Below are 12,024 nucleotides of genomic sequence, written 5' to 3' on the forward strand. Positions count from 1 at the left end.
AATTCATTGTTCTAGATCGCTGAAACGCTTATCCTAGAGAAATGACTAAGCGCTGGACCCCAGATTCCTGGAGAAACAAGCCCGCCCTGCATATGCCGGCGGACTATCCTGACGCGTCCGAACTGGTACGCGTTGAAGACGAGTTGCGTGCAATGCCCCCGCTCGTCTTTGCCGGTGAGGCCCGTCGCCTTACCAACCACCTTGCACAGGTAGAGGCGGGTAACGCCTTCCTTCTGCAAGGCGGGGACTGCGCCGAGAGCTTTAAAGAGTTTTCCACCGACAATATCCGCGACACCTTCCGCCTGATCCTTCAGATGGCGGTCGTGCTGACCTTTGCCGGTCGCAAACCTGTCGTCAAGGTTGGCCGCATCGCTGGCCAATTTGCCAAGCCGCGCTCCTCGCCTGTCGAGGAAATCGGCGGGGTGGAACTGCCGTCCTATCGCGGTGACATCATCAACGGTATGGGCTTCACGCCCGAAGAGCGTGTACCCGATCCGCAACGCCTGATGAAGGCCTATCACCAGTCGGCGGCGACGCTGAACCTGCTGCGGGCGTTTGCGGGGGGCGGCTATGCTGACCTGTACAACATCCACCGTTGGACGCTGGGCTTTGCCGACAATGGTGCTGGTGCGGCCTATCGCGAACTGGCCGACAAGATCACCGAGGCTCTGGCCTTTATGGAAGCGGTGGGCGTCACGCCTGAAACCCACCCCGACCTATCGCGTGTCGAGGTCTTCACCAGCCACGAAGCCCTGCTTCTGAACCTTGAATCGGCCCTGACCCGCCTTGATGGCAATACGGGCGAATGGTTCGATACCTCGGCCCACATGCTTTGGATCGGCGAGCGTACCCGTCAGCTGGACGGTGCCCATATCGAGTTCATGAAGGGGATTTCCAACCCCATCGGCGTCAAGTGCGGCCCGACCATGACGCCGGACGACATCCTGCCGCTGATCGACGCGCTGAATCCGAACAATATTCCGGGTCGCCTGACCCTGATTGGCCGTTTTGGCCATGACAAGGTCGGTGATCGTCTTCCGGCGCTGATGCGTGCCGTCAAGGCCGAGGGCAAACGCGTGATCTGGTCGATCGACCCGATGCACGGCAACACCCTCAAGGCCGCCAACGGCTATAAGACGCGTCCGTTCGACCGCGTCATGGGCGAGGTTCGCAGCTTCATCGACGTGGCCGAGGCCGAGGGTGTTCACCCCGGCGGCGTCCACCTCGAAATGACCGGCCAGAACGTCACTGAATGCCTCGGTGGCGCACAACCTGTCACCGAAGATGATCTGTCCAGCCGCTATCACACCCACTGTGATCCGCGTCTGAATGCCGATCAGGCTCTGGAACTGGCCTTCCTCGTCGCAGAACGCCTGAAAGCGGGCCGTCAGGCCCAGTCGAAGGCTGCATGACCGAGACCGGCGAAGACATCCGTCCGGCGCGCATCTCCTATCAGGGCGCGCCGGGGGCTTTCAGTCATGAAGCCTGTCTCGACCTTCGTCCATGGGACGTGCCTGTGGCCTTCGAGACCTTCGAAGGTGCCATTCAGGCCGTCCTGAGCGGCGATTGCGATCTGGCCCTGATCCCATTGGAAAACACCACGGTTGGCACGGTTGAACCCGCAGCCACTCTCGTTCGCGAGGCCGGTCTGGAGCCACTCAGCGAGGCGTGGCGTCCTATTCGCCATGCCCTTCTGGGCCTGACCGATGCCCGCCTGTCGGACATCAAGACCGCCGAAAGCCACCCCATCGCGCTTCAGCAATGCGTTCAGAACCTGAAGGCATTGCATATCGAACCTGTCGTCGTTTTCGACACCGCGGGGGCCGCTCGCGATGTGGCCGAAGCGGGCGATATCACCCGCGCTGCCGTAGCTCCGGCGCGCGCCGCAGAGGTGTACGGACTGCAGATTTTACGCAATGATCTGCAAGATTTCAGCGATAACCGCACACGTTTTGTCCTCTTGGCCGCACCAAAGGCTTGACGGCGCATAAAATTTGCGGCCTATAGCGACCATCGGATCAATCTCGATCCAGAAACCGGACCCGAAAATGTCGTCTCTGAACGCACAATTCGTCCTTGAAACCGCTTCGTTTGAAGTGGCCGGTTTCTATTATGGCTACGGCTTTTACGGCTTTCGATACGCCGGCTGAGGCGTCGGGACACAAACTTCCCTGACAGCTTCACCGGCGACCGTTCTTCCCAGAGCGGCTCTGCGCCTTGTCGCGTCCTCCCCATCGAAATCTGCATTCCGTAAAGCCAAGATCATGACCACCAATACCCTGACCAAAACCCTGCCTGCCGAAGTTGTCGAACTGACCGCCGAACAAATGGCCCTGTCGGCCCTGCGCTCGGAAATCGACTCTATCGACGACCAGATCCTCGAACTGTTCGAGCGTCGTCTGGCCATCGCAGCACAGGTCGGCAAGGCCAAAGACGCCCCGACCGGCCCGCACACCAAGCTGCGCCCCGATCGCGAACAGGCCGTTCTGGCTCGTCTGTCCGGCAAGGCACAGCCGGAAAACAAGGAAGCGGTTTCGGCACTTTGGCGCGAGATCGTTGGCTGGGGTCTGGCCCGTCAGGGTCGCCTTCAGGTTCAGGTCTATGCCCCGATCGACGGTGCCCGCGCCATGGACGCCGCCCGCACCCGCTTCGGTGCCGCTGCCGACATCCGCGTTGTCTATGACGCCCAGACCGCCCTGTCGCACGCTGCCGAAGGCAATGGCGTGTCGGTTCTGTCGGTCAGCGGTGACGACGCATGGTGGATTGGCCTGCGCAAGGAATGGTCGATGCTCAGCGTCTTCGAAGGTTTCGGCCCGAATGACACCCCGACCTCGCTGGCCGTTGGCAAGATTGACCCGCCCGCTCTGCCGACCGGTCGCCGCGTTGTGGTCACTGCCGGTGGTGATGCCGGTGACGGCTCGGGCGCACGCCGCTGGGGCCTGAACACCCACCACGGCTGGACACTGGCCCTGACCGATGCCGAGCTTGGCGTTGGCGATGTCGAAGGCTGCGTCGGCGCAATCATCTAGAGACAGCGTTAACGGCACTGCAAGATTGCCACGCGACACTAGGGGGTATGAGACTTTCTCGCGCCTTACCCCCTGTGTCGCTGGTCGCCATCGCATTGAGTGTGGCGGCCTGTAATGCACCTGTAGAAGGGCAACCCTCATCCTATCAGGCATGGGCGGATAAGGTCGCGACCATCCCGCTAACGCCTGCAAACGATGCAGGCATGTCCGGCGATGCTCCGCGCGTTACTCTGCCGCTCGACCCGCAAAAACCGCATGAAGAGAGCAAACCCGCCTCGCGCATGAAGGTCGAACTGGTGTCCCCGCACCAGTTGTGGGACCTGCGGAACGGCCCCGTAAAGCTACCCAGTATCGAAGTTTCCGAGGCTGGCCCTTTGCTTGTTAACACACCGGCTTCCCGATCGGCTCCATCAGCGTCCCGTCCGCACGGCTCGCAACTCATCCAGTTGGGGGCCTACAGCACACAGGCGCAGGCACAGTCCGCATGGCAAAGACTGTCGTCCGGTTCAGGCGGTAACGCCCTTAGCGGTCTTTCGCCCCGTTTTGATCCGGTCGAGGTCAATGGACGTACTCTGATCCGGCTTCGCGTTACGGCCTCCAGCGAGCAAGCCCAATATCTTTGCCGCTCAATTGCGGCAGCAGATCCATGGTGTCAAAAGCCCGCCGCGTAAGGGAAACTACGAAAATCGTTGCGATTTAAGGCTCGATCCACAACGTCGTTATTAAGCTTTCATTGACGATTGAGGCAAAGCGACCGACTTTCCACGCTGAATGGGGAGGCCCTCGATGATGAGTCGCCTTCGTCCTCAGAGTGAGATTCATCATGGCGCAGCCTCTGGTCATCGTCATCGGCAATGAAAAAGGCGGAGCGGGCAAGTCCACTCTGGCCATCCACATTGCCACCGGTCTGCTGCACGCAGGCAAGAAGGTCGCTATCCTCGATCTGGACCTGCGCCAGCGCTCCATGGAACGCTTCTTTGCCAACCGTGCCGTCTGGGTTGCAGCCAACGGCCATGACCTCCCCTTGCCCTTTGTGCCCGATATGGGAGATGGCAAGGCACTGGCCCGCGCCACGCCCGAAGAACAACTGGCCCGTTTCGAAGCTGCCTATGCCGTGGCCCAGACTGTGTCCGACGTCATCCTGATCGACACCCCCGGCGGTGATACCACCCTGTCACGCGCAGCCCATGCCCGCGCCGACCAGATCGTCACCCCCATGAATGACAGCTTCGTCGATTTCGACCTGCTGGGTCAGGTCGATCCAGTGACACTGGAATTGCAAAAGCCGTCTATCTATTCGGAAAGCGTCTGGGAAGCCCGCAAGGAGCGCGCCATCAAGGAAGGCCGCCACGCCACGATCGACTGGCTGGTCGTGACCAACCGTCTGCAAGGCACCCACGCGCGTAACCGTGACCGTCTGGAAGAGCGCATGGGCAAGCTGGCCAAGCGCGTCGGCTTCCGTGTCGGCCCCGGTCTGCGTGAACGCGTCATCTATCGTGAACTGTTCCCGTTCGGCTTGACCGTAGCCGATCTGTCGAATGAAGTACGCCCTGTGTCGGTGACGATGTCGCACGTTTCCGCTCGTCAGGAACTGCGTGGCCTGATGGCAGATATGGGTCTGCAAGATGCGCTTGCTCCGCTGACAGCGGCGGCCTGACGGATAGATGCTTCTGATTGTTCTGGGGTTGGCCGCTGTCGCCCTTTGGGTGCTGGTCCGCCTCGGTAAACAGACCGAAAAGGCCCGTCGCGGTCATTGGCGTATTTCGGCAACCCTGCTGGGCGGCACCTGTTTTGCGGGTGCCGTCCTTTCTGTTGCCAAGAGTAGTTATATCTGGGCCGCCGCCCTGTTTGTGGCTGGTCTCTATCTGGTGCTGCAATCCCGCATCCGCACCACAACGCCTAAACCTGCTGTCCCCGTCGGGCCGCAGATGAGCAAGGCCGAGGCACGAGCCATTCTGGGCGTATCCGAGAATGCCAGTTCCGCCGACATACAGGCCGCGTGGAAGCGCCTGATGGCCAGAACCCACCCCGATCAAGGTGGGTCCGAAGGTCTGGCCGCGCGGGTCAATGCCGCGCGCGACCGTCTGTTAGGCTAGATCAGCAAGCGCCGTTCGGGCGCTTTTCCTTCATCAGAACCAGTTCTTCTGCGGCTGTCGGGTGAACCGCACAGGTGTCGTCCCACTGCTGCTTGGTCAGGCCCGCCTTAACGGCAATACCGGCCAGCTGGATCATTTCCGGCGCGTCGGGGCCGACGATGTGGACCCCGACCACCTTTTGTGACTGGGCATCCACCACCAGCTTCATCAGCATGCGGTGTTCGGCACCATAGAAGGCGTATTTCATCGAGCGGAAGGTGGTCATGTAGATGTCCACCTCGGCCGGGCATTTCTTGCGAGCCTCGGCTTCGGTCAGCCCCACAGTGCCCACCGGCGGCTGGCTAAAGACAGCAGTGGCAATGTCTTGATGATCAACCGTCTGCGGATTGTTCTTGAACACCGTCTCGTGGAAGGCCACAGCCTCGCGGATCGCGACCGGCGTCAAGTTCACACGGTCTGTCACATCACCGACAGCCCAGATATTATCGACATTGGTCTGCGAATAGGCATCGACCTTGATGGCACCACCATCGGTCAGTTCAACGCCAGCCGTTTCAAGGCCCAGACCCTTCACATAAGGCTTGCGGCCCGTCGCAAACATGACGGCATCGGTTTCGATGTCCATGCCATTGCTAAGGCGGTTCATCAGGCCGGTTTCGGTCTTTTCAATCGCCGTATGTTCGGCGCTGAGGACCACCTTGATGCCGTGACGCTCGATCTCGCGTGACAGGTGCGCGCTAACGTCCTCGTCAAAGCCGCGCAGAATACCCGCACCGCGATAGACCAGCGTCGTCTCGACACCCAGACCGGCAAAGATGCCGGCAAACTCAACAGCGATATAACCGCCACCAACCACGACAATACGCTTCGGCAGTTCCGGCAACAGGAAGGCTTCTTCAGAGGTGATCGTATGTTCGGAACCGGGGAATTCCGGCACGAACGGACGACCGCCAACCGCGATCAGGATACGTTCAGCGGTTACAGTCTTGCCCGTGCCGACGATCTCGACCGTGTGCTTGTCCTTCAGGACAGCACGGCCATTGATGATTTCGACCCCTGCCTTGGACAGGTTGGCATTATAGAGGCCCGACAGACGGGCAATCTCGGTTTCCTTGGCATTGCGGAACCTGGTCCAGTCAAAGTTGGCATGCTCTACCGTCCAGCCAAAGCCCTCGGCGACTTCGAGTTGATGGGTAAATTCCGACGCCATCACCATGAATTTCTTGGGCACACAGCCACGGATCACGCAGGTGCCACCCACGCGATATTCCTCGGCAACCGCAACCTTCTTGCCGCCCATCGCCGTCAAACGGGCTGCACGCACCCCGCCCGAACCGGCACCGATCACAAACAGGTCGTAGTCAAAGGAATGGGACATCAACAGCTCCGGAAAATACGTCACCACTATCTAGGCAATAGGGCTGAATATTTCGAGGCCCATCGATGAAACTGATCACGCGATAGTGGCGAGACTTACAATAACAATGTTACATGCGGTTTCTAAATAGCTCGGGAAACGCTTCATGTTCATTGAGACCATTGCCAGTATCGCATTGGCCACTTCAGCGCTAACTCCGACAGTGGTGCCTCAGGCCACACCCGCGCAGAGTGAACCTTCAGAACCTCATCGCCTTGAGGATCTGGTTGTTACAGGGCGACATCGTGATGAGATCATACGCGATTTTGTAGAAAATGTGGCTGACCCAGTTGCCGGACGCCCCCTCGCTCGCTGGAGATCAGAAGTCTGCGTTAGCGTCATCAACATGGAATCCCAATCGGCTCATTTCATAGTCGAGCGCATTTCCCATGTGGCACGCGAGGTTGGACTTCGGTCTGGAGGTCCTCGATGCAAACCCAACCTTGTTCTTGTGGCATCCGCCAACCCTGCCGGGGAAGCGCAAGGGCTGGTTCAACGTTATCGCAGGCTCCTCAAGCCCAACATGACCGGTGCCTCACAGGGGCGTGCAGAACTCGCACGATTCCAGGAAAGCGACGCTCCTATACGTTGGTGGCACATTAATCAGGTCACCGACCAAAACGGTCGCCGGGCATTTCGCGCACCTGGTGACACACCTTTCGACAAATCTTCACTGCACGAAGCCGCGTATGTGTCGGTAATGCCGTCTCGCCTTTGGAGTTCGTATTCCGAAGACATCAACTACGCCGTAGCGATATTTAACCCGCGCGAGTTGGAGCATCTGACTGCTCTACAGCTTGCCGATTATCTGAGCTTGGTGACTTTAGCGCAAATCTCGCCAACAGCCTCGACCGCTAACTACGACTCAATTCTAAATGTCACAGACGCAAACTATGTCACTGAAGCCGACCAACTCACCCAGTGGGATTGGGCGTATTTAAAAGGGCTTTATTCTGCGACACGTACGCAGTCGAACCTGAGCGCATCGCGTGTTGAGATCGCCAGTTCAATCTCTAGGGCTGCAGATCGACTAAATCTCTCAAGAGACCCTGAGGTGAACCCATAAAATGAAGGGCGACTACATTACAGGTAGCCGCCCTTTTCATTTCAGCTCTGAATCACTATCGAGCCGCTATCTGTCCCGATAACTGCAAGGCTGGCCAGACCCAAGAACAGGCCGTGTTCGACGACGCCGGTCAACACTTTTAGGTCGGCGGCCAGTTTGACAGGATCGGCGATTACGCCTTTGTCCGCGTCATAGATGACATTGCCGCCATCGGTGCGAACCATTCCACGGTCGGCCTGACGCACGGTGGCCTCGCCCATACCGTGTGCGGCCAGAACTGCATTAATGCGTGCGCCTGAGGTCTTATGCCCAAAGGCCACGACTTCGATCGGCAGCGGGAACTGGCCCAGTTGCTTCACGACCTTGGCCGCATCGGCAATGACGATGCAGCGGTCGGACGCTTCCCACACCAGCTTTTCACGCAAAAGAGCCGCACCACCGCCCTTGATGAGTGCAAGGTCCGGTCCGATCTCGTCGGCACCATCCACCGTCAGGTCCAGGCGCGGCGTATCTTCCAGCGTGGTTAGGGTCAGGCCCAGTTCACGCGCCAGATCGGCAGTCCTTTCCGAGGTCGGAACGCACTTCAGGTCGGACAGGTTACGCTCTGCCAGAGCCTTGACGAACCATGCCGCAGTCGAGCCGGTGCCAAGACCCACCTTCATGCCCGCCTCTACATATTGGGCAGCGGCATAGCCGGCGTTCTTCTTTTGGATGTCGCTCACTTCTTGGCCGCCTTTTTCGCACGCATGGTGTCCATGAAGCGCTTGGCCCAGCCGGACTTGTTCACTTGCGGGGCTCGCGCCAGCGCCAGCTCCCCCGCCTCGACATTCTTTGTGACCACCGAGCCGGAACCGACCATGGCCCCGTCACCGATAGTCACGGGCGCAACCAGCGAGCTGTTCGAGCCAACAAACGCCCCCTCGCCCACCTCGGTGCGGTGTTTGAAGAAGCCGTCATAGTTACAGAAGATGGTGCCCGCGCCGATATTGGCCCCTGCCCCCACCGAACCGTCGCCTAGATAGGCCAGATGGTTGGCCTTGGCACCGATGCCCATTGTGACGTTCTTCACCTCAACAAAGTTGCCGATCTTGACCTTTTCACCCAGTTCCGCACCGGGGCGCAGACGCGCATAGGGGCCGACCTCGGCTTTGGTGCCGACCTTGGCACCCTCGATGTGAGAGAAGCTACGAATACGCGCGCCGCCTTCAACCACCGCATTGGGGCCAAACACCACGAACGGTTCGATCACAGTACCTGCGCCCACTTGCGTGTCATAGGCGAAGTGGACGGTTTCCGGCGCGCTCATGGTCACGCCATTGGCCATAAAGGTTTCGCGCTGCACCTTCTGGAACAGGGCCTCGGCCTGCGCCAATTCAGCTTGCGAGTTCACACCCATCACGGCGTCTTCATGCGCGAACACGGCGCGGGTGTCGTGACCGGCCTTGCGGGCCAGTTCAACCACGTCGGTCAGATAGTATTCACCCTTGGCATTTTCATTGGTCACATCGGCCAGCAGCGTGAACAGCAACTGCGACGGGGCCGCCATGACGCCCGAGTTACACGCGCGAATGGCCAGAACCTCTGCACTGGCTTCCTGGGCCTCGGTAATGGCCACAAGGGTTTCGCCCTCGATGACCAAACGGCCATAGGCCCCCGGATCGCGGGCCTCAAAACCGATAACGCTGACCCCCTTACCACCAAACACCGGCTCGATGTCTGTGGCTTTCAGCAGCGGTACGTCGCCATAGGTGATGACAACCTCGCCTTCAAAACCCTTCAGGGCTTCCTCGGCGGCGCGCACAGCATGGCCCGTACCGCACGGCGGGTCTTGGACGGCAATCGCATCTTCGCCCAGACGTTTGACGATATGGGCGCGTACTTCCGGCGAGTGATTGCCCACCACCACAATGATCTTTTCACAGCCCAGAGCCTCGGCGGCATCAATGGCATGGTCCACCATGGCGCGGTGCCCGACGGGGTGCAGCACCTTGGGTAGGGATGACTTCATCCGTGTGCCTTGACCGGCGGCAAGAATGATGGCGGCGCGTGGGCTGGAAATGCTGGTCATGAATCGTCCCAAAGGCTAGTTCCCTAGGCTCTAACCCATCAGACGCCGCAACGGGAGACACCAATGAGCCAACGTGATCTGGAAGGCTGGACGATTGCCTTTGATCTGGACGGAACTTTGGTGGATTCCGCGCCTGATCTGATTGGCACCTTGAACCGCCTTCTGGTTGCCGAAGGCTTGCCGCCCCGCCCATTGGAAGCGGCACGACATCTGGTCGGTCACGGGGCGATGGCCCTGTTGAAGGACGGCTTTGCCGAGGCAGGTGCCGAATGGAATGACGAAGGCGGCAAGGTTCTGTTTGATGCCTTCATTGCCGACTACATCGCCAATATCGCCGTCGATACCCGCCCCTTCCCGTCCTGTGTCGAGGTACTGGACCGGTTGAGCGCACGCGGTGCCACGCTCTGTGTCGCCACCAACAAGCGCACCGACCTGTCACTGGCCCTGCTGGATGCGCTGGAACTGACCAACAGGTTCGCCGCCATCGTCGGCCCTGATGCCGTGTCCGCCAAAAAGCCCGACGGTGCCCATATCCGCGAAGCCGTTCTTAAAGCCGGTGGCGATCCGGCCAAGGCCATCATGGTCGGCGATTCCACCACCGATACCGGTGCCGCAGCCAATGCGCCTGTGCCGTGCATCCTCGTCAGCTTCGGCTATAGCGACGTGCCAATGGCCCAGATGGGTGGCGACATAACCATCGACCACTATGACGAGTTCGAGGACGCTCTCGACAAGCTCATTGCCTGATCGTTTAGCTAAACTAAACATCTATCCAGAACTTCTGGGGGCGACTTCCGTCGCCGGACGGTTGCCCCCGAAGGCGTCAGACCAGACATAGGCACCCTGATTTCAGGTGTTGCTATGATCCGTCGCTTCTTTGCCATCCCCCTTTGGAAACGAACCTTTGCAGGTCTCGCGCTCGGCGTGATCGCGGGCTTGCTCCTGCGGGATATGGCCCCGAAAATTCTCCAGCCGGTAGGCGATGTCTATCTGAACCTGATCCGCATGGTGGTGGCACCTCTGGTGCTGTTCACCATTGCCAGCTCCATCGCCAAGCTAGGCGAAGGCGTGGGAGCCGTGCGATTGGGTGTCCGCACCATCATCTGGTTCGCCATCACCTCGCTTCTGGCTGTGCTGGTCGGTTTTGCGACCGCCCACATCATCAATCCGGGCGTCGGTCTGGCCGATCTGCCGCTGGGCGAGGTCAAGGCGCGCGAAATCCCGACGCCACTTCAGGTGCTTCTGGACATCGTCCCGCGCAATCCCTTTGCCGCCCTTAGCGAAGGTAAGGTGCTGCAGATCATCTTCTTCTCGGCCTTTGTCGGAGCGTCGCTGGTGGCACTGGGCGACCGTGCCCAGACCGCCCGCCGTGCCGTTGATGAAGGGGCGGCGATTGTTTTCCGCATCACCCGCTGGATTATCCAGTTGACCCCGTTTGGCGTGTTCGCCCTGATCGGTTCGGTTGTGGGCGGTTATGGCTGGGAAAGCCTGTTGCCACTCGGCAAGTTCATTCTGGCCATCTATGTCGCCTGCCTGTTCCACATTCTGGTGGTCTATTCAGGCCTGCTGAAACTGCACGGACTGAAGGTCCGCAGCTTCTTCCGTGGCGCATTTGCAGCCCAGCAGACCGCCTTTGCGACCTCTTCCTCGCTTGGCACCCTGCCGATTACCCTGCGCCAAACCGTCGAGCGTCTGGGCGTCCCCCAAGCCTATGCCGCCTTTGCCGTGCCGCTGGGTGCAAATGTGAAAATGGACGGTTGCGGTGCCATCTATCCGGCGATCGCTGCCATCTTTATTGCCCAGTACTTCCAGATCGATCTGTCCGTTACCCAATACATCCTGATCGGCCTGACCGCGGTTCTCGGATCATTGGGTACAGCAGGTGTTCCCGGCACCTCTATCGTCATGCTGACCCTGACACTCTCGACCGCTGGCCTGCCGCTGGAAGGTATCGGCTATATTGTCGCCATCGACCGCATTGTCGACATGATGCGTACCGCCACCAATGTCACGGGTCAGATGCTGGTTCCTGTGATCGTGGCTAAAGAAGAAGGCATCCTCAACGAGGATATTTATAACGGCCACGTCGCATGGCTTCCCGGCGACCCCGAAAACGAAACACCCGAAAACGCAATAACCGCAGGTATTTAATCAGTTTACCCTTGCAGTCGGGAGATTCACGGGCTAAATCGCCGCCTCCCGACGCGGTTCTCGTGAACCCGTTCCAGAAGATGGACGCGTAGCTCAGCGGGAGAGCACCTCGTTCACACCGAGGGGGTCACAGGTTCAATCCCTGTCGCGTCCACCATCTTCCCCATATCACTGACGAACCTTACCATGTCCCTAGG

The 12,024-nt window shown here is 59.6% G+C and carries 12 protein-coding genes and 1 tRNA gene; 10 read left to right on the top strand and 3 right to left on the bottom strand.

From position 1 onward, the window contains the following. Window positions 1-41 precede the first annotated feature (41 nt). The 6 genes from WEU32_RS08855 (at window position 42) to WEU32_RS08880 (ending at window position 5,125) form a co-directional block, all read left to right on the top strand. Window positions 42-1,412, top strand: a complete 1,371-nt coding sequence (locus WEU32_RS08855) for a class II 3-deoxy-7-phosphoheptulonate synthase (RefSeq protein WP_312812800.1) — start codon at window positions 42-44, stop codon at window positions 1,410-1,412. Next, the gene (locus tag WEU32_RS08860) at window positions 1,409-1,981 is read left to right on the top strand and encodes a prephenate dehydratase domain-containing protein (RefSeq protein ID WP_406851636.1); all 573 of its coding nucleotides are present in this window, start codon (window positions 1,409-1,411) and stop codon (window positions 1,979-1,981) included. The genes WEU32_RS08855 and WEU32_RS08860 overlap by 4 nt, the downstream gene beginning before the upstream one ends. 283 nt (window positions 1,982-2,264) lie before the next feature. Then, window positions 2,265-3,029: a chorismate mutase gene (locus tag WEU32_RS08865; RefSeq protein ID WP_312136881.1), complete on the top strand. Its 765-nt coding sequence runs from the start codon at window positions 2,265-2,267 to the stop codon at window positions 3,027-3,029. A gap of 47 nt (window positions 3,030-3,076) precedes the next feature. After that, window positions 3,077-3,700 (top strand): SPOR domain-containing protein, encoded by a 624-nt coding sequence (locus WEU32_RS08870; protein ID WP_406851637.1) that lies wholly within the window; start codon window positions 3,077-3,079, stop codon window positions 3,698-3,700. Window positions 3,701-3,852: 152 nt separating this feature from the next. Further along, on the top strand, window positions 3,853-4,686 hold the full coding sequence (locus WEU32_RS08875; RefSeq protein WP_312812794.1) for a division plane positioning ATPase MipZ: 834 nt from the start codon (window positions 3,853-3,855) through the stop codon (window positions 4,684-4,686). Window positions 4,687-4,693: 7 nt separating this feature from the next. After that, on the top strand, window positions 4,694-5,125 hold the full coding sequence (locus WEU32_RS08880; RefSeq protein ID WP_406851638.1) for a molecular chaperone DnaJ: 432 nt from the start codon (window positions 4,694-4,696) through the stop codon (window positions 5,123-5,125). A 1-nt stretch (window position 5,126) separates the two neighbouring features. Here the strand turns inward: WEU32_RS08880 and gor are convergent, their stop codons facing one another. Continuing rightward, the gene (gene gor, locus WEU32_RS08885; RefSeq protein WP_406851639.1) at window positions 5,127-6,503 is read right to left on the bottom strand and encodes a glutathione-disulfide reductase; all 1,377 of its coding nucleotides are present in this window, start codon (window positions 6,501-6,503) and stop codon (window positions 5,127-5,129) included. Window positions 6,504-6,648: 145 nt separating this feature from the next. Between gor and WEU32_RS08890 the strand changes: the two genes are divergently transcribed. Then, window positions 6,649-7,608, top strand: coding sequence for a hypothetical protein (locus WEU32_RS08890; protein WP_406851640.1), 960 nt, complete (start codon window positions 6,649-6,651; stop codon window positions 7,606-7,608). 41 nt (window positions 7,609-7,649) lie between these two features. Here the strand turns inward: WEU32_RS08890 and rpiA are convergent, their stop codons facing one another. Both rpiA and glmU read right to left on the bottom strand, forming a co-directional pair. Next, window positions 7,650-8,270 carry a ribose-5-phosphate isomerase RpiA gene (gene rpiA, locus WEU32_RS08895; RefSeq protein ID WP_406853425.1) on the bottom strand — a complete coding sequence of 207 codons (621 nt, stop codon included), beginning with the start codon at window positions 8,268-8,270 and terminating at the stop codon, window positions 7,650-7,652. Between the two features lie 56 nt (window positions 8,271-8,326). Next, window positions 8,327-9,676: a bifunctional UDP-N-acetylglucosamine diphosphorylase/glucosamine-1-phosphate N-acetyltransferase GlmU gene (gene glmU / locus WEU32_RS08900; protein ID WP_406851641.1), complete on the bottom strand. Its 1,350-nt coding sequence runs from the start codon at window positions 9,674-9,676 to the stop codon at window positions 8,327-8,329. Window positions 9,677-9,739: 63 nt separating this feature from the next. Here glmU and WEU32_RS08905 point away from each other — a divergent pair, with 63 nt between their 5' ends. The 3 genes from WEU32_RS08905 (at window position 9,740) to WEU32_RS08915 (ending at window position 11,984) form a co-directional block, all read left to right on the top strand. Further along, window positions 9,740-10,423 (top strand): HAD-IA family hydrolase, encoded by a 684-nt coding sequence (locus WEU32_RS08905; protein ID WP_167177241.1) that lies wholly within the window; start codon window positions 9,740-9,742, stop codon window positions 10,421-10,423. A 114-nt stretch (window positions 10,424-10,537) separates the two neighbouring features. After that, window positions 10,538-11,827 (top strand): dicarboxylate/amino acid:cation symporter, encoded by a 1,290-nt coding sequence (locus WEU32_RS08910; protein ID WP_406851642.1) that lies wholly within the window; start codon window positions 10,538-10,540, stop codon window positions 11,825-11,827. A gap of 82 nt (window positions 11,828-11,909) precedes the next feature. Continuing rightward, window positions 11,910-11,984 (top strand) — tRNA-Val (locus tag WEU32_RS08915). Window positions 11,985-12,024 lie beyond the last annotated feature (40 nt).

Origin of the sequence: Brevundimonas sp. BH3 (assembly GCF_045345115.1) — a bacterium.
Taxonomy (GTDB): Bacteria; Pseudomonadota; Alphaproteobacteria; order Caulobacterales; family Caulobacteraceae; genus Brevundimonas.